Source organism: Emticicia agri (assembly GCF_004168285.1).
GTDB lineage: Bacteria > Bacteroidota > Bacteroidia > Cytophagales > Spirosomataceae > Emticicia > Emticicia agri.
The window spans coordinates 26216-44520 of sequence record NZ_SEWF01000038.1 but is presented as its reverse complement, the minus strand read 5'-3'; the positions used below and the strand labels follow the sequence as shown (position 1 = coordinate 44520).

The 18305-nt window shown below is 32.9% G+C and carries 16 protein-coding genes and 2 pseudogenes; 2 read left to right on the top strand and 16 right to left on the bottom strand.

Going from position 1 to position 18305, the window contains the following annotated elements:
• Positions 1-685, bottom strand: a 685-nt coding sequence (locus EWM59_RS20705) for a transposase (protein ID WP_130023161.1), incomplete at its 3' end; no start/stop codon positions are given.
• A gap of 716 nt (positions 686-1401) precedes the next feature.
• Between EWM59_RS20705 and EWM59_RS20700 the strand changes: the two genes are divergently transcribed.
• Both EWM59_RS20700 and EWM59_RS20695 read left to right on the top strand, forming a co-directional pair.
• Positions 1402-2229 carry a polysaccharide biosynthesis/export family protein gene (locus tag EWM59_RS20700; RefSeq protein ID WP_130023162.1) on the top strand — a complete coding sequence of 276 codons (828 nt, stop codon included), beginning with the start codon at positions 1402-1404 and terminating at the stop codon, positions 2227-2229.
• Between the two features lie 297 nt (positions 2230-2526).
• Positions 2527-3264 carry a tyrosine-protein phosphatase gene (locus tag EWM59_RS20695; protein WP_130023160.1) on the top strand — a complete coding sequence of 246 codons (738 nt, stop codon included), beginning with the start codon at positions 2527-2529 and terminating at the stop codon, positions 3262-3264.
• 8 nt (positions 3265-3272) lie between these two features.
• Here the strand turns inward: EWM59_RS20695 and EWM59_RS20690 are convergent, their stop codons facing one another.
• From EWM59_RS20690 to EWM59_RS20625, 15 genes and pseudogenes are all read right to left on the bottom strand, one after another.
• On the bottom strand, positions 3273-4661 hold the full coding sequence (locus tag EWM59_RS20690) for an undecaprenyl-phosphate glucose phosphotransferase (RefSeq protein ID WP_130023159.1): 1389 nt from the start codon (positions 4659-4661) through the stop codon (positions 3273-3275).
• Positions 4662-4765: 104 nt separating this feature from the next.
• Entirely contained in the window at positions 4766-6457 is a 1692-nt protein-coding gene (locus EWM59_RS20685) for a hypothetical protein (RefSeq protein ID WP_130023158.1), read from the bottom strand.
• Positions 6458-6491: 34 nt separating this feature from the next.
• The gene (locus EWM59_RS20680; RefSeq protein WP_130023157.1) at positions 6492-7196 is read right to left on the bottom strand and encodes a hypothetical protein; all 705 of its coding nucleotides are present in this window, start codon (positions 7194-7196) and stop codon (positions 6492-6494) included.
• A gap of 182 nt (positions 7197-7378) precedes the next feature.
• Positions 7379-8461 (bottom strand): YjbH domain-containing protein, encoded by a 1083-nt coding sequence (locus EWM59_RS20675; protein WP_165372248.1) that lies wholly within the window; start codon positions 8459-8461, stop codon positions 7379-7381.
• 19 nt (positions 8462-8480) lie between these two features.
• The gene (locus EWM59_RS20670; protein ID WP_130023155.1) at positions 8481-9437 is read right to left on the bottom strand and encodes a YjbH domain-containing protein; all 957 of its coding nucleotides are present in this window, start codon (positions 9435-9437) and stop codon (positions 8481-8483) included.
• Complete coding sequence (locus EWM59_RS20665; RefSeq protein ID WP_165372247.1) at positions 9418-10476, bottom strand: hypothetical protein; 1059 nt, start codon at positions 10474-10476, stop codon at positions 9418-9420. Before EWM59_RS20665 ends, EWM59_RS20670 begins: the two co-directional genes overlap by 20 nt.
• A gap of 530 nt (positions 10477-11006) precedes the next feature.
• On the bottom strand, positions 11007-12071 hold the full coding sequence (gene gmd / locus EWM59_RS20660; protein ID WP_130023153.1) for a GDP-mannose 4,6-dehydratase: 1065 nt from the start codon (positions 12069-12071) through the stop codon (positions 11007-11009).
• Between the two features lie 108 nt (positions 12072-12179).
• Complete coding sequence (gene fcl / locus EWM59_RS20655) at positions 12180-13124, bottom strand: GDP-L-fucose synthase (RefSeq protein ID WP_130023152.1); 945 nt, start codon at positions 13122-13124, stop codon at positions 12180-12182.
• Between the two features lie 17 nt (positions 13125-13141).
• Complete coding sequence (locus tag EWM59_RS20650) at positions 13142-13894, bottom strand: WecB/TagA/CpsF family glycosyltransferase (protein WP_130023151.1); 753 nt, start codon at positions 13892-13894, stop codon at positions 13142-13144.
• Positions 13895-14012: 118 nt separating this feature from the next.
• Entirely contained in the window at positions 14013-15176 is a 1164-nt protein-coding gene (locus EWM59_RS20645) for a glycosyltransferase family 4 protein (RefSeq protein WP_165372246.1), read from the bottom strand.
• The gene (locus EWM59_RS20640) at positions 15173-16093 is read right to left on the bottom strand and encodes an NAD-dependent epimerase/dehydratase family protein (protein WP_130023149.1); all 921 of its coding nucleotides are present in this window, start codon (positions 16091-16093) and stop codon (positions 15173-15175) included. The genes EWM59_RS20645 and EWM59_RS20640 overlap by 4 nt, the downstream gene beginning before the upstream one ends.
• Before the next feature lie 55 nt (positions 16094-16148).
• A complete protein-coding gene (locus EWM59_RS28695; protein WP_130023148.1) occupies positions 16149-16703 on the bottom strand; it encodes an acyltransferase in 555 nt (184 codons plus the stop codon).
• Positions 16704-16712: 9 nt separating this feature from the next.
• Positions 16713-16868: pseudogene (locus EWM59_RS28815) on the bottom strand (acyltransferase); the annotation flags it as partial.
• A 135-nt stretch (positions 16869-17003) separates the two neighbouring features.
• Positions 17004-17294, bottom strand: a pseudogene (locus EWM59_RS28810) (hypothetical protein); the annotation flags it as partial.
• Positions 17295-17313: 19 nt separating this feature from the next.
• Positions 17314-18240, bottom strand: coding sequence for a glycosyltransferase (locus EWM59_RS20625; RefSeq protein WP_130023146.1), 927 nt, complete (start codon positions 18238-18240; stop codon positions 17314-17316).
• Positions 18241-18305 lie beyond the last annotated feature (65 nt).

Genomic DNA, 18305 nt, shown 5'->3' with positions numbered 1-18305 from the left:
ATTGATAGGCTTCTATTCCTTTATCCAACAATTTTAGTAAAGCATTTTGCCTGCTTCTGGTTTTTCTATAACTTTTCTTTCGCAGTTTGCTGTAAGAGATATATTTAGTCTTTTGGTCTTTAAACTTTGAGCGAGGTAATTTGATTCGATAAGTTTGACACAGGGTGGGAATCTGTTTTTCCCATAACCATTGACAAGATTCCCAAAGTAATTTCACATCTGTAGGGAAGCGAATATAAGACTCATAACAGGTAGCATCCATTAGTACTACTTGTTTATCAGGTATTTCCTGCTTCCAATTTGCAATAAGGGTTTGTTGTAAAACGCCTAAATCAATATGCTTTGCCAGGTAAGTTCGTGCATTAGAGACAAAAGCATTATCCCGAACCATTTGATTATCACACAATTGAATGCCACAAAACATTTGTATAGCCCAGTCAGTATTTAATCGCTCTAATAGCTTTTCATCACTCAGTTTCAGATAATGCTTCAGAAACATTAAACCAAAATATCCTCGTGGTGGTAAAATGGAAGGAGAACCAACTTTGGTTTTCTTTTTTGGAAGAAGATTGTCTAAAGCTACCCAATCTATGGTTTGATAAATCGCACCTAATTCTGTCTTATTCTTGAAAATGTGCAATCTGGAAAAATTTGGAGAATCCAAATCAAATAATGTACCTTGCATCTGTATTTTTAATTCTTAGCAGAAGAAAAATACGAAAAACCCCGAAATATGTCAAGTTCGTGCATATTCGGGGTTTATTTATTTGCTAAAATATTGCTAATCAAATCGTTACCCTATTAAAGGAGAGCCTATTTACTCAAATCAATGAACAGAGATTCTTTATTATATTTGATGAGTGTAATAGTAAATAATCCTTCATTTGACAACAACCATTATTTACTCAAAATTTTGCTCTATTAAAATATTAGAATAAGTAGAGATGGCAGGTTTTACTCTGTAAATCGGTATGGAATTCATTCGGTACCGATTTCCTATTCTATTGCAGGAATTTTAAAAAATATAAAAGTAAAACTTCGCCAATTTTTAAGCAAAGATAGTATTAAGCCACAGTTAAATGTAACAATCACTATCTTTTTAATCTACAAAAATGCTGTGTGTTTTACTGTTTTTCTTATTTCATACATATCTGATTTTTGCAAAGCTTAAGAAGATATAAAATCTACCCTTTTATTACCCTCTACCTTGTAAAAATCAAATGGAACAGAGAAAAATACTTCGTTAAATTGTATCCCATACTGCTAAAATTATGAAACTTTCTTTTAAATTTGTAATCATCCGCAATAAGAAAAAATTAACGGCTTTACACCTTAATTATCTATATACTAATATTAACTTTTCACTAATTCTTTATCTCTTATTTTATGTTGTATAATAGGCTGTCGTCTTTCAAGCGGGTATTAGTTACTTTACTTTTTTTAAGTAGTGCTTTTTTCTTCGTCTCATCTTGCGTTCGGGTAACGACTAAAGATATTACTTATTTTCAAAGTGGTGATTCACTATCCTATCAAACTCTCCCTTCAATTACTCCACAGGTTACGTTTATTCAACCAGATGATATTTTGGCTATTACAGTGAGTAGTTTAAGTGAGGAATCAAATGTTATTTTTAACTTTCCCAATATTAACCCTCTGACAACTACCAGTTTCCCGGGGGGTACAGGTGGTGGAATGGGGCGCAATCAACCTTTGGGCTATTTAGTAAGTCCTAAGGGAAATATTGATATGCCTTTAGTGGGAGCTATCTCAATAAAAGGGATGACTTTGGAACAAGCAGCAGACAGTATTAAAGTCAAACTTTTAAATTTTCTAAAAGAACCAACAGTCAATGTACGATTTCTAAATCATAAATTTACTATTATTGGAGAAGTCAATCGTCCATCAGTTTTTAATTTATTGGATGACCATACTACTTTGCCGGAGGCAATCGGCATGGCAGGCGATTTAACTATCTATGGTTTACGGAAGAATGTGACATTAATTCGTACAACTGGCGATAAACGTGAGGTAGTTAAAATTGATTTAACTAAGAGAGATTTTTTCAACTCTCCGTATTATTACATCCGAAACAACGATGTTATTTATATCGATATCAATAAGGGTAAAGTTACCTACACAGATCAAAGAGTTCAGAATCTGCAATTAATACCTATTTATACAGGTATTATTACGACGGCGGCATTAATCATTACTTTGATTTTTAAATAAACAAGCCTGAACAAAATCAAAACCTGAATGAGGCAACCATTTTTTAACGAGTTACTGACAATTGTTAGTAACTCGTTTTAATTTATGCGCTTTTGAAAAATATTTTTGATGAATAACCATACGCTGATGTGCACAAGACAGAAGGATACTCTTTTATAAAAAACGAACTATTTAAAGAGAGATTATCGTATATTTGTTAAAATAATTGGCAATTTTTAGTTGAAAAATAAATACCCTCAACTATTTGTTCACTTGGTCACTTTAGTAACTCTATTTATTATATAAAATTCAGCCTACATGTTTTCTTTTTTTAGTGGGAGAAAAACACTTTCAGATGCATTTTCATTTTTAAAAACAGATATTCATTCTCATTTAATCCCTGGCATTGATGATGGTTCACAAGACATAGAAAATACAATCCAATATATGCTGGAATTAAATAAATTGGGCTATAAAAAATTCATTACTACTCCTCATGTAAAAGCGGGTATATATCCTAATACCCCACAAATCATTCATCAGGGTTTAAAAAAAGTACAGGAAGCTTTACAATCACGGAATATTTCTATAAGTATAGAAGCGGCTGCAGAATATTTATTAGATGAAGATTTTGAGAAGATTCTCCAGAATAAAGAAATCTTAAGCTTTGGTGAGAAAAAATATGTGTTGATTGAAATATCATTTATTGCTCCTCCACCCAATCTTAATGAAATCATTTTTATACTGAAAACGCAAGGATATATGCCTATTATGGCTCATCCGGAACGTTATGGCTATTGGTGGAGTCATTTAAACAAGATAGCTCATTTGAGCGATACTGGCTGTTTGCTACAGTTAAATTTACTATCTCTTACTGGTTACTATGGAAAAGAAGTAAGGCAAGTGGCTATTAAATTGTTAGAAGCAGATTTAATAAATTTCGTAGGAACTGACTTACATCATGAACGGCATCTTGCTTCTCTTGCACAGTTAGCAAAAGACTCAAAAATAATGAAATTGTTAAAACAGAAAACTTTTCTTAATGAGACCCTTTAAGGAATATACTAATAAGCCATCATTTCTCCTTTAATCATATTATAAACAGTTACAGTAATAATTTTTATATCAAGCCAGATGTCCCAGTGTTCAATGTACCAGATATCAAATTCAACCCGCTTTTTCATTAAGGCAATATCTTTTGTTTCCCCACGATAGCCATTTACCTGTGCCCATCCTGTAATACCTGGCTTTACCCAGTGTCTTAATAAGTAATTATCAATCTGCTCTTTACTTTCAATATTATGTTGCACGGCATGTGGTCTTGGACCCACTACTGACATATCCCCCAGTAATACGTTAAAAAATTGAGGTAGTTCATCTAAATTGGTTCTTCGTAAAAACTTACCCACTTTAGTTATTCTGGGATCATCTTTTTCAGTTTGCCAGAAACCACCATCTTTTTTACGGGTAGAGCTTTCACTGTACATGGAACGAAACTTAAAACAAATAATTTTCTGGTTATTTTTTCCCCATCTTTCCTGTAAATAAAAAATGGGGCCTTTAGAGTCTAACTTGATGAGAATAGCTATGACAGGTATCAACCAAGAGAAAATAAAGATAATTACTACCAGACTAAAGACAATATCGAATAACCTTTTAATTAACCGGAAGTGCCATTCTTCTAAAGGGTTTTTTCTCAAGGTAAGGATTGGATTCCCTCCAAATAATTCCAGTTTATATTGTTTAAATCCATACTGGCTATATTCAGGAATAATCCGTGTTTTCACGCCTTCCTTTTCAGTAATATGAATAATTTTTTCAACATAGGATTTATTAAATGTCGGTAAAGCAACAATAACCTCATGGATGGATTTTTTCTTAAGAATTTCTTCAAGACTGGCTAAATTACCACTATACTTTCCATTGAGAAATTCTGGTTTATGTTCATCAATAAAGCCAGCTACTTTGTACCCAAACTGAGGAGATTCGCTGAAAATTTTATAGAAAGACACAGCACTTTCCCCTGTCCCTACAATCAGAATATTCTTTATTTTATAACCTTTTTCATAAATGAATAAGCTTATTTTTTTGAACAGATATTTTTGCAAAGTCATTAATAACAGAACTAATAAAATATCTAGAAAAACCAGTTTACGGGCGTATACTCGATCATTGATCAGAAATAAGTAAATCATAAGTGTTACGCCTTGAACAATAATATTAGGAATTAACACTAAAAATTCGTCTATATACTTCACTGTCCTGAATTCATCATATAGTTCCGTATAGCGACTTGAAAAATACCACCCTATTAACAAAAAAAACAGCAGAAAAAAGTCTCTATTGGTAAACGACCGGCTACTTAATATTTGGGCCGCCCCAAAACAAAGAATGATACAGACAGAATCTGTCAATAATCTTATATGATATATTTTTTTTACATTTGAAACCATGGTATTTGGTAAAGGGAATTCCCTTTATTACATGTACTTACAAAATTCTACTTATCAAAAGGTTACTAAATCATAGTAAATAAGATATACTGATAGAAATTTCACTATTTACAATAACCTAATTCATCTCCTAAGATTTCAAAGGCCCACTTCTTTTTATCAATCAAATAATTATTTTGTTTATAAGGCCAGTTTACCCCGCCATCAGTGCTGGCTCTCAAATCATATTTCTGGCCGATTCTGAGCATATAGGTTTTTGCTGTTGTCGCATTTCTGGTAATGGTCGGCATATTAATCCACTGATTTTTACCAGGCTCACTGAACTGTGTCTTCATCTGAGAAGGGATCGAAGCTTCATCCAATTTTTTGCCCCTAGGGCAGGTAATATCAAATTCAAGCTCTATTGCTGGTGGTACAGGCAATGCGGTAACATCTATACTAAAACTCTTGCTTTCACAAATATTAAAACTACTTGATTCAAAGATTGACTTATTCCGATCCCCACCATAGATATTATTGAAATTAAATAATTTTAGTCTGGTCTCCTCCGTTTCTTTAGGCATATTACTCAGCCTGAAGACAGCATTGTTATTTAAATTGATATAATAGCTTGCAATCGTATTTCCGGTTTTTGCATTTACCAACACACAATAATAAGAGAGATCGACATCTTTGAAATTACTCTTAATAGTAAATGCTGGGCCTTGTTTACAAAGCCAGCGAGGCCAACCATTGATCCAATAGGCAGGATAGCTAATTTCAGCTGTACACTCCAGTTTTCCTGTATTGGTATTTTTTACAATCGTAGAATTCCCTTCCACCTTCCAGACGCCAGTATAGGGACTATAGCTAATTAAAGGGACACTGTCTCCAACTTTTATAGCAGCTTTTGTATCAGGGTTTACCGTATTCGGATTTAATTCAAAAGTAACTGCTATAGGTTTAGAAAAAGACCTTACTACTTCTTGCTTATTTGAACTTATTTCTATGGCAGCAAAACTTGCCACTGGTGAAAAGTTAAAAGCGTCAGGTAAATTAATATTATTTTTATCAACAGGATTTCTGGCTATACCGCCTTCAGGAAGATAAGATATACCGGAGCGATTATCAAAATGGTGAATAACAAAATCCATTTCCCCAGTCACTACTTGTTTTTGTGTATTCAAAAAAGTGGTTCCCTCCCGAACTGAGACAAGCGCATTCTCCTGTTTATTTGTCTGCTCGGGCTTTAGTATATATGATTTTGTTATTTCTCCGTTTGCATTCGCTGATAATTTAAATTGATTAGCAGATACCCCTGTTGGTGGAGTAGCTATATTAAAAAACCGAGGACTGTAAAATTGATTCCCTGTACCAGTAAAAGTAAATTCCTTAATGAGTTTTGTAAAGCCCTCTGCTTCCGCTACGATTGTAAAGGTAATGGGTGCTTGAGTTGACGGTAAAATTTCCGGATCTACTGCTAAGAAAATAATCCCTTCTTTGTTAATTTTAAAATTTTTTGTATTCAGGTTAGTCACTATTTTATCCGCATCTTTCCCAGTTATAGTCAATTTGATATTGTCTGGGAGTTTTCCAGTTGTACTGGAAAATCTTATCTCTAATTTAGCCTTTTCAATCGGTTCTTTGAAGAGTAACTGAAACCCATCCAGAGGATTTTTGCAGGCACCAAGAATAATCCATTCCAAAGCTACTGCAATTAACAATTTATATGACTTTTTAAGCTTCATAGAACAGCCCAATTGATTTAATACTTTCAAAACACTTCTTCCAAACCGATTAATAATTTCTCTTTTCAAATATGATAAGAGCAAACCATAAGCTTATCTAATGCTATTTTATTCTATACCTAAGACTAACAGACAATACTGGAAAATAACTGTAGTTCTTCATATTTTTCTGAATAACGGCTATCTGGCTATCCAGTGTCGTAGATTCAAGAAAACCCTCAAACTGCGCAAGTAATTTCGGGCTGCCCATATAAAAACATCCCACATTAAAACTAACTCCTAACTTCTTTTTAGGGCTGGGTCTCCCAATCCCTACCCCTACATAAGGCATTAAACGGCTCCATTGAACGGCTAAATCCACCTGTCCAAAATCTTCTGAGGAAATTTCTACCCCTCCTAGGAGGAGTCCGGTAGGCGAAGTTACCCTTACAAAATACCGCTGTCTGATTCCATACCCAATCCCACTTTTGAAATAAATCAACCTTTTCTTAAATGGGTACCAACTAATCATCCCTGTTACTATGTGTTGATGGATATCTGGCTGAAAAAAAATGTCGGATTCTTCCGGTGTTCTGTAATTAATATCCTTTGTATATTTAAAAAAACTGTATCCTACTTCTCCTACTAATACGACTTTTGAAGGAATGACCATTGAAATGGTTCCACCAATTCCCTGAGTTGATAAGTTTACCCCTATAACCGTTTTTTTAATGGCGCCAGCAAAAGAAGTATCTGTTGTCATCGCCAGGCTTTCTTCAGATAAAAAACACATTAAAAATAAGTATGTATTTATAAGAAAAATCTTCATGTCTACTTAGCTCTTTTTTGTTAAAAACTTAGCAACTCAGGATAGATAAACACGCTGAAAAATTATGTTGGGAATACGGTCTAATTATCCTTGGCCGTGATAAACTTGAAAAATCCACGAACTCCTTATTTTGTTTAAATAGCACTTCAACTAAAGTTAAAATTGCTATTATTCACATTGCACTAAAGGTTACTGCGTAATTGATTATTCCAATAACTACTATGATACATTCTTAACTTTTCATCTAATTGATAGCCGGTTCTATACCGTTCGCCTATATTATAACCTTTCACATACAGGTATTCCCACCTGAATTCGTCAGCAGTCCTTAGATGAAAATGTTTCGTTTTTACAATCGAACCTGGCGGAATCGGAACAGCGAAATTAAAACCTACAGAAGCCCCATTCGTTGTTTTTAAGGCATAGAATCCAATTTCCACATTGGTAAACTGTCTGATTAAATCGAACCTGATACCTCTGTCATTATATAAATACTGTCCTCCTGAAAGTTTGAGCGTAATATCATGTTTATACATCCGATAACTTATATCCCCCAATAACAATACGTACTCCGGTTTTTGATATTCAAAATACTCACCTGAAATCCTATAGTAACCTGTATATGCTCCCTCTAACCCAAATGACCAATGTTTATTGACATCAAAAAATCTATACTGTACGTTGATACCATATTGATCTTTGTAAAATAAACCTGCAGAAATACTCATAAAATTTGATCGCTTAAAAACGAGAAATTTATTCAGAAATGTTGGAGCCATACGCAATCTCATGGATTGCTTATCTAAATCATTGATAATCGGAAAAGTAATTCCTGTGGTTAATGCCAGACCTCTCCCTAAATATAGTTGCGTGTTTAATAGTAAATTAATTTTTGCTTCAACGGGATTATCATAATTACCAAATTTAGCAGTAAACTGCGGCAATAAAGAAAAATCCAATTTATACTCCCTGAAAGGAAACCATTGTTGTATTCCTAAAATCCGGTGATTTTCTTCTTCTAAAGGGGTCACAACAATATGGTTGCGTTTCTTTTGAAAAGATGCAATGGGTACCCCCTGAAACAGTGGAACATATACCTGACTACTGCTATCTGTTAAAGCGTACCGTAGCTCTAAAAAGCCATTATAAGGGTTTCTATAAGTACGTTGTTCATAGCTAACACCTAAAGTATCTTGTCTCACTCGGTCATACCGAAGAAGAGTTTTATCCTTTTTATCAGTCTGGGCATAACCAACCTGAAGCAATAATATTCCTATTATTCCACTAATAGATATTTTTATCCAATTTAGCAATGCGTTTCTTAGATTTTAATAATGGGATTTGAACTGAACTGCCAAACATTACCTTGTCTTTATTCAGTAGTCCTCCCTGAATTGTCCAACTCTTCCAAAGAGTGATATAAGCTCCTACATTCAAGTGTTGTGAATCCCATTCTGCCATGAGTCCTGCTATATTTTTAAACTTCAAATTGAGGCCGCCAAATGGGCCAACTAAATAAAGTACTCGCCCCCCATGGTACTCACGTTTATTTTGCCACTTAAAACTAGAAAAAATATTAGAGTTAGTTGTATTATCTTCATTCCTATAGATAAAATAAGGACTACCATAACCGAGTGTTACCCCCAAATTGATAGCAGGGTTAAACTTGATATGTTTGGTACCGACCACCGCATGTGTCAAAAGAAACGCATGAATGGTAAAAGGGGATGACATCACAAAAGCAACAGAAGGCTGTATTTTTTTCTCTTTTAAAAGTAGATACCGGAAATCTAAAATTCGGTCTCCAATTCCCTGACTTACCTTATTTTGTTCCGTAGCAATTAACTGGAGTAAACTTACAGTAACATCGAAACGAGGAGACAAAACAATATTGGCAAATAAGACTTGTTCTGCATTCTTACCAGGGCTGCCTAAGGAATACTTCATAGGATTATAATTATAGCCGAATGTAAAGGAGCCATCATTCAGGAACCTGGCATCAGGAATATATAGCAAGCCTTGTTTACCGGATAAATTAATCTGACTGTAAGAGAAACTACCTATAAAAATAAAGCATAAGCTGCACACAACTTTCATGTATAAAGAAAACTTATGTTGTAAATACATAACCCCATCTCTCCTTCTTAACTTCACAGAAGAGAAAGATGGGGTAAAAGGAGATTTCTTCAGAAGAATCACGCTTTTAAGAGTTATGGATATATCAACCTTGACCTTGGTCATGACAAGTCTTCATATCGGCATTCAGTTTAGTTTGTATACCTGTTAATGAAGTTGTATAAGCTGTCTGAATTTTAGCTAAATCTGCAGTTTGGGCTGCTTTTGCAGCTGCGATGGTTGCATCTGCTGTCACATCACACGCCTTAATAGTAGCTGCATAAAAACCAGTTGCCGCAACAACAGAGTTATATAAATCAAAATAAACAAAGAAGCTTAAGAGATTATACGTATTCTGTGAAATAGTTTTATTAGTTAATAAGGTATTTAAGCCTGCTAACTGCTGGTCAAGCTTCGTTTTGGCAGCAGTAGCCGCTGCAGTTAAAGCAGTAGTAGCACTGGATTTACAAGTGGCACTATTGGCCCCTGCTACTCTGGATGCATATGCATCATTCACTGTTTTTTCCTGGGTAGATTTTGTATCATCCAATATTTTCTTTGCAGCAGCAAATGCATTGGCCGCAGCTTCAGTGCAAGGAGTGGCAGTAACATCTGTTACATCAAAATCCGGCATAGTGATTAATGGCAAATCAGCATCTTTGCCAGGAAGAACAGTTTCCTTAATAAACCCAGAAACTACTACCCCATTGACAGAGGGATTAGTTACCTTGGGTAAATAAGCAGCTAAAGCCGGATCAGCAGCTATTACTTTCATTTGAGCACTTAAATCCGTGGGTATCGCTCCCCCACTTAACATGGTGTTCACAACTGCAGGGGTAAAAGCTGCTGCTAAGTTACCAGCCTCAGTAGGAGTTACCACTTTTTCAATATCTGTCGCTGTAGAAGTAACTGCGGCAGTAACCGTTCCAGATGCTAAACCTGTAGAAGCTGCAGTAGCAGTTGTAGAGGCGGTGATACTACCAGGAGTAGACGTAACTGCGGCGGGTTGTGTCTGGGTTAAATCAGGAAGTTTTACATCTTTATATCCTGAATTAAAATCAGGAACTTCAAACGGTGTTTCTTTTGGCTTGCAATTATATAGGCTCATCGCTAGAAATAATGCTAGACCTAAGCTGGCAAATTTTAGAGGGCTTTTCGCTTTCATATTACATTGAATTTGTAAGAGATAATTGTATTTAAAAATAATATTTACTAATAAAAAAATCCGAATTTCGTTGCTAACGATAATCAATAAACGTCCATTAATTTTTTAACAAAAACCATCCATGCAACATTAAATTTTCAATTTTATCAATTGAATTTACAATGTTGCCTAAAGGCATTTTTAATGTTTTGTTGTAGTTAATTATTATGGCGTCAGATATATTAAAATACAAATATTACGCCGAATTTTAGTTATAGTTAAAACTCTAAATTTTGAATTTTAATACGAGACAAGGGATAATTGTACTTTTCTTTAACACAGCCTTGTAACATTTATTTACCTCTAAAATAGGGGTAATTACGCTTATTGCCAAATAATATTTGATATATTTATTCTTCGGCAATCAAATATTTTAATATTCTTTTTTAAAGACAATAAATTGTAAAGTTTGTCCTATAAAATAAAAATATTTTTTTAGCCTTACAGATTTTAGGTAGCCTTATTAAGTCTTTTAAGACTATTATCTAAACCTATTTACTGAATAATTTCACATCTGCCTGCATCATATCTTTCACTAATGCAGGTAAATCGTATTTAGGTTCCCAACCTAATTTTGTTTTGGACTTGGTAGGATCACCAATGAGTAAATCTACTTCCGTAGGTCTGAAATAGCGTGGATCAACAAAAACAACTTCTTTCCCAATGGTAATTTGATAGTCCGGATGTGTACAGGCGGTAATGTATCCAACCTCATCTACACCTTCTCCTTTAAATTCTACCTCAATGCCAACTTCTGCAAACGCCATTCTAACAAACTCTCTTACTCGGGTAGTAATGCCTGTAGCAATAACAAAATCTTCAGGTTCTTCTTGTTGAAGAATTAACCACATGGCCTCTACATAATCTTTTGCATGTCCCCAATCTCGTTGTGCATCAAGATTACCCAGGTACAAAGCCTCTTGTTGTCCTAAAGCAATTTGCGCAACTGCACGGGTAATTTTTCTGGTAACAAATGTTTCTCCACGTAAAGGAGATTCGTGATTAAATAAAATACCATTCACCGCAAACATATTATAAGCTTCCCGATAATTTACAGTAATCCAATAGCCATATAATTTTGCAACTGCATAGGGCGAACGTGGATAAAAGGGAGTCGTTTCAGATTGGGGAACTGCCTGTACTAATCCATATAGCTCAGAAGTTGATGCCTGATATATTTTAGTTTTTTCTATTAATCCCAGAAGTCTGACTGCCTCTAAAACTCGCAAAGTACCAATTCCATCCACTTGTGCTGTATATTCCGGTTCATCAAAGGAAACTTTCACATGAGACATAGCACCTAAATTGTAAATTTCATCCGGCTGAACTTCCTGAACAATACGAATAATGTTTGTAGAATCAGATAAATCCCCATAATGCATAATGAACTTCACACCTCTTTCGTGTAAATCTTCATACAAATGATCCACTCGCTGGGTATTGATTAATGAACTTCTACGTTTAATCCCGTGGACTTCATACCCTTTCTTTAATAAAAAATCGGCCAGGTATGCACCATCCTGCCCGGTAATACCGGTAATCAATGCTTTTTTCATGAAATAATTACTTTGAATTTATAATAAGTGTTTTAGTTTAATTCGTCTATGTAGATGTTCAAATACGTTGCGTAGCTTAATTTACTCTGAGCATAGTTTATCCTAAAATCATCCCATTCTAAGAGAAGCATGATGGTCCAAAAAATCCTGATAGGCCATTCCTATTCCTTTCTCCAATTCGATTCTATGTTTCCATCCATAACTATGCAATTTTGAAACATCCATCAATTTACGAGGCGTCCCATCCGGTTTGCTAGTATCCCATATCAACTCGCCTTCAAAACCTACTATCTTTTTTACAGTTTCAGCTAATTCTTTAATGGTTACATCAGCACCTGTTCCGACATTAACTAATTCTGGTTCGCTATAGTGTTCCATCAGATAAACACAAGCCGCCGCCATATCGTCTGCGTGTAAAAACTCCCTCATAGGAGAACCTGTACCCCATAGATTAACATTAGGAGCATTATTTACTTTTGCCTCATGAAACTTTCGAATCATAGCAGGTAAAACATGTGAATTCTGCAAATCATAATTATCATTTGGCCCATAGAGATTAGTAGGCATTACAGAGATAAAATCACACCCATACTGGCTTCGATAAGCCTCACATAGTTTAATACCTGCAATTTTAGCAATCGCATAAGGCTCGTTGGTCGGCTCAAGATAACCACTGAGTAGGTATTCTTCTTTTAAAGGTTGCGGCGCTAATTTGGGGTAAATACAAGAAGAACCTAAAAATAAAAGTTTTCTAACACCAGTAAGATAAGCACTATGAATAATGTTATTTTGAATAGCTAGATTTTCATACAAAAAATCTGCTCTATACGTATTATTTGCAACAATTCCTCCTACTTTGGCTGCTGCTAAAAATACGTATTCAGGTTTTTCAATTGAAAAGAAGTTTTCAACCTCGGATTGCTTACGTAAGTCTAATTCCTGAGAAGTACGAAGTACGAAATTAGTATATCCTTCATCTTGTAATTTTCTTAGAATCGCTGAGCCAACCATTCCACGATGACCAGCAACATATATTTTTGAACTCTTATGCATTTACTAGATGATAAAATTTAAATTTTAAAAGTAAGTTTTAGTTTTTCTTTAGCTAGTAGAACAATAAAATAACTATTAGTAATTAAATAACGTTTGAATAGTCTCTTAGGATCTTGTACTAATCTATATACCCATTCTAACATATTTTTTTGCATCCAAGTAGGCGCTCTCTTTTCTTTGCCCGCTAACATTGGGAAAGCTCCTCCGACACCAATCATGACTGCGTTTACCCTACCTTTCATACTAGCTATCCAACGTTCTTGTTTTGGACAACCTAAGGCCACAAAAACAATGTTGGCCTTTGATTCATTAATTTTTCTTACATCTTCTTCTAACTCTGTATCAGACATTGTGCGAAATGGAGGAGAAATCGTACCGACTATGTTCAAATTTGTATATTTTTTCTTGCAGAAGTAAGTTAAATCAGACAATACTTCATTCGTTGATCCATAAAAAAAAGCTTTTAAGTTTTGTTTTTCCATTTCTTCTAATAATGAAGGCATTAAATCAGGGCCGGAAACTTTATCTTGATTAATTCCATATAGCAATTTTAGCCCTTTTACTAGTGGCATACCATCAGGGGTAACGATATCTGCATTGTTTATGGCATTTGCAAAATCTTTAGATTTAAATGCCTCTATGCATACATGGACATTAGTGACGCAAACATAAGAGGATTTATGTATTTTGCCTAAGTCTATAATATTTGCAATAAATTCTTGATATTTACCCAATGAAATGTTTATACTTATGAGTTTCTTATGAGTCATTTTACATATCAAATTTGGCTTTAAAAATAGGACTTATAAGATACGTTATTTTTATCTTATTAATAATAACTTGGTAACCAATCAACTACATATTAGTATATACAAAATAGTTTTTATTTTATAATCTAGTAGCATAGGCTTTAAAGAGAGATTCATATTGACTCGCAAATTCAATAGTTTTTCCCTGTAAGTTTTTTTCTATTTCCTCTTCAGCACTCATTTCACCTCTTAAATTGGATAATTGCTTAAGTAAAATATTTGCTAATTCTTCTGGGTTATTAGGATTAAAAAATATGCCTTTAGCTGGAGCTTGTTCTATATGAACAGCAATATTAGATAATATAATAGTTTTGTTCATACTCTTAGACTCTTCCACAGTTGAACTCCATCCTTCAAAAAAAGAAGGATTAATAATTGAATTAGTATAATACATCAATAACAAAACATCTTCAAATGGGATTTTACCAAGTAATTTTATATTATTTTCTAATGCATTATCGGTAATATAACTTTTCAAATTTTCAATATATTTTTTGTTCCTTTCATCAAGCATATGCCCACTACAAATTAATAAGATATTTTTGTCCTTTTCTTTCGCAAGATTAATAGCCTCAAAAACGACTTTGTGATTCTTATGTACCCAGAATTGGTTGGGTAAAAAAAAGAATTGGCCAGAAAAATGGTACTTCTTTTCCAAATAGCTTAATGACTTTTTTTCGAAGTTTGAAGTTTGAGAGACAAAATGTATCACTTTTGTTTTCGATATATATTCTGCCTTAAATTTTTTAAAGTCTTCTAATGCATCATTACTGCTAAATATTATAATATCGCTATATTTTGACAAAGCTTTGAGTCTAAAATCTCTTACATAATAATTTAATTTAGAAAACATATGGGGTAAGCGTCTATGTTGAAAGTCAGGTATCCAATTAATTGCTAAACACTTTAGGTCTCTTCCGTAAATATAAGAATGACTAATAGCTTTAATATTATTCTCTACGACTATCTGATTAATAAAAGGATTAAGATTAAATATATCTCTTAAGATTACATCCAAAAACCATTTGACACTGTACCTATCAAAAACAGAATATTGTTTTATTTCAGCTAATCCTTCAAATTCTTTTAATAATTTTTCATCAACTTTTTTACCCACTAACAAGACTGGTTTTAGTGTATGTTCTTCTAATTGAGAAAGAGCAAATAATAAATTTTTTAGATAATTAATGCCTCCCATCCAAGACGATTTACCTCCAATTATTGTAAATGCTACTTTTATCATATTGTGTTTTTGAACCATTTGACATAATTACTTAAACCTATTGATAAATCGATTTCAGGAACCCAGCCTAACTCCTTAATTTTATTGATATTAGCATAGTAATACATAGGATCTCCTGGTTTATTTTGATTATTAAATATAATCTTTAAGTCATTTCTTTCTAATTCATTTAAGAGCGTAAATAAGACTTGCTTTACAGGAATTCTTTCACCATAACCTCCATTTAAAACTATGAATTGGAATTGTATATTGGCTATATGTTCTATTAGTCTTGCTACGTCTTTGACATGTAACCAATCCCTTGTTTCTTCTCCTGTACCAAAAAAAATTACTTCATTCTCAGATGCTATTATTTTTTTACTAGCTTCCCATAATAATTGCTTTTTTAAGCCTTCTCCATAAATTGAGAAAAGTCTAACAATTGCTACTTTAACATTAAAATTTGATGCATAAGATTTACATAGGTTTTCAGCTGCTAATTTATGGAACCCATATGGAGATACTGGATTTAAATCATCTTCCTCATTAATCATATTGTCATTCTTATTACCATATACAGCTGCACTTGATAAATAAATTAACAAAGTTTTAGGAGAGAATAATCTAATATATTCTAATACATCTAATGTTGAGTTAACGGTTTTATGAAAATCAAGGTATGGATTATTTAAAGATCCTCCAACAGTACTCCCTCCTGCACAATGTATAATAAGATCAGGTTTTAAAGAGATTGTATTTAAAATATTTAAATTTATATCTCCTTCATACCATTCATCTATTCCTATCCTACTTAATTCCTGTTCTGAAACTTTATTATGCCCAATTGCAATCACATTATAGTTCTTATCCTTAAATTGCCTTGCAATATTTTGACCTATGAACCCAAGCCCTCCTGTTATTATAACTCTTCTATTCATAAAAAATGAATTAGCTTTCTTTTATAAACTATATATTTAACCTATCACACCATATCTACAAATGTCTGATTATCTTCGCAGGTACTCCTGCAACTAATGTATAAGGGGGGACATCTTTTGTTACAATACTTCCTGCTGCTACCACTGCCCCTTCTCCAACAGTCACTCCTTTTAAAATTTTGACATCGAAACCAATCCAGGCTTTATTGTCAATTTTGACTTTTTTTATTATTACATTAGTCCAATCTTTTTTTCCAACTAATCCGTCTATTACATCATTTTTTCGTTCAGAAAATATAAGGGAGTGAGAGTTATGATCTACTATTGTACATCCCCAGGATATTAAGACGTCATCTCCTATAATGATATCATTTGCACAAATGATTTTGGAGCCTCCTATAAATGTTCTATTGCCAATTTTTACAATACTATTTTCTCTATCAAAATAAAAACTACATTCAATCATAGAATTATTGCCAATTATAATAGAGCAATTATTTTTAAATCTAAATTTATTGAATGCAAGTTTTGAGTTTTTCCCAAGTACTAATTTCTTTCTATAATTATTTAATATATATATTGAATAAATTTTTCTTAATATCTCTTTCATAACATATTGTCATTTTAGATATTTAATTATTTTAGCTGGATTTCCACCTACTAATGTAAAAGGCGGTACATCTCTAGTTACAACACTTCCTGCTGCTATAATTGCACCTTCTCCAACTGTAACTCCTTTTAGAATTATGCTATTAAAATTAATCCAAACAAAATCACCTAAAATAATTGGAGCATCATTTATATTAGGTTTATCTATTGGATGACCGACTGTAATAATTTTAAAAAAACCATCTGCCCGCTCAAGATGATTAAGTTCATGAGCGTTTGTATCAACAATATGAACATTGTGTGAAATAAGTACATCATTTCCAATTGATACGCTAGAACTTGACCATATACGAGAGTTTTCTCCTACAAAGCACCTTTCTCCTATTTTAATTATTCCTCCAAATCGGAAAACTTGTAATTCACCCCTTATATGAGTTTTATTTCCAATACTAATTTTTACTTTACTTAGTTGAAAATTTTTTATTTGTGTTGAATTATAGAAAACTACTTCTCCATTCGTCTTAACTTTATTATATTTATTGTAAAAAATTAGTTTTCTGATATAATTTTTTATTTTTTTTAAGGTATACATTCTCAAGTTAATTCATAAATTAAGTGTATCGGAAATTCAATAAATTTTTTATTTTTGAGTTTAGAATTTTTACAATAGTGTTCATTTTTCTCCTTTTTAAGGTATTAGCTACTTTTATTCTGTCTTTTTCTATCTCGAAAATATCTATGGGATAAGTAAAATCATATTGATTTAGTTTTATTTTTCTCATTTCTATTAAATAATTCTTGCTATTTTGCCCCGAACCATCTAGCCCAATATGATCTACTAGTGTTTCAGAAGGATAAAGAGTTAAACCGTTCTTTATAAATACATTCCAATACCATACTATACCCCAAGATTTAACTTTCCCACCAGTTCTATTCTTTAGCATTTTATAAAAATCATATGAATTATCATAGTTAAAAGACTTTCTTAACTTTATGTCTTTGTCTAAAATAATACTTTCTTTGATATCTTCATTAAAAAAATCCCACCTATCAGCCCAAGTTGCCCAGGACCAAGTGCTAGTTAATTTTATAAAATAGGCTTTATTTATAGATTTGACTTTAGAATGATTTAAATGAGAATAACCAGTTATTGAAAAAACCTCCTTACTTTCTTTATATAAATCAAGTGCTTTATTAATAAATTCAAGAAATTGAGGGTGAGTAACTAAATCATCTTCTAAAACAATTACTCTACCATATATTTTAATGATTTCAGACACTCCTTCAACTATTGACTTAGCCAAACCATAATTTGTATCTCTGTTAATAATTTTAACACTTTTAAACCCTTTTATTCCAGTTATATATGTTCTTACTAAGTCTACATTAAATTTTGCTTGTTCATCTTTTGAAGCATCCGAAAAAATAAAAAGCTCACTTTCATTAGCTAAATTGTTTAATAATAAGGCCTCGACGGTTCTCTTAGTATGATTGGGACGATTATATACAAATAGGATGATAGGTGCTAAGTTTTGCATAAGAGTTTATCACACTTAGAATAAAAAAATAAATGCTTAAAAACATATAATTAAATACTTAAAAG

Excerpts from the sequence above, each read along its gene's own strand:
- EWM59_RS20695 (WP_130023160.1), top strand. The coding sequence starts at position 2,527 with ATGTTTTCTTTTTTTAGTGGGAGAAAAACACTTTCAGATGCATTTTCA.
- fcl (WP_130023152.1), bottom strand. The coding sequence starts at position 13,124 with ATGCATAAGAGTTCAAAAATATATGTTGCTGGTCATCGTGGAATGGTT.
- EWM59_RS20640 (WP_130023149.1), bottom strand. The coding sequence starts at position 16,093 with ATGAATAGAAGAGTTATAATAACAGGAGGGCTTGGGTTCATAGGTCAA.
- EWM59_RS20670 (WP_130023155.1), bottom strand. The coding sequence starts at position 9,437 with ATGACCAAGGTCAAGGTTGATATATCCATAACTCTTAAAAGCGTGATT.
- EWM59_RS20625 (WP_130023146.1), bottom strand. The coding sequence starts at position 18,240 with ATGCAAAACTTAGCACCTATCATCCTATTTGTATATAATCGTCCCAAT.
- EWM59_RS20665 (WP_165372247.1), bottom strand. The coding sequence starts at position 10,476 with ATGAAAGCGAAAAGCCCTCTAAAATTTGCCAGCTTAGGTCTAGCATTA.
- EWM59_RS20690 (WP_130023159.1), bottom strand. The coding sequence starts at position 4,661 with ATGGTTTCAAATGTAAAAAAAATATATCATATAAGATTATTGACAGAT.
- EWM59_RS28695 (WP_130023148.1), bottom strand. The coding sequence starts at position 16,703 with ATGAAAGAGATATTAAGAAAAATTTATTCAATATATATATTAAATAAT.
- gmd (WP_130023153.1), bottom strand. The coding sequence starts at position 12,071 with ATGAAAAAAGCATTGATTACCGGTATTACCGGGCAGGATGGTGCATAC.
- EWM59_RS20650 (WP_130023151.1), bottom strand. The coding sequence starts at position 13,894 with ATGACTCATAAGAAACTCATAAGTATAAACATTTCATTGGGTAAATAT.
- EWM59_RS20645 (WP_165372246.1), bottom strand. The coding sequence starts at position 15,176 with ATGATAAAAGTAGCATTTACAATAATTGGAGGTAAATCGTCTTGGATG.
- EWM59_RS20680 (WP_130023157.1), bottom strand. The coding sequence starts at position 7,196 with ATGAAGATTTTTCTTATAAATACATACTTATTTTTAATGTGTTTTTTA.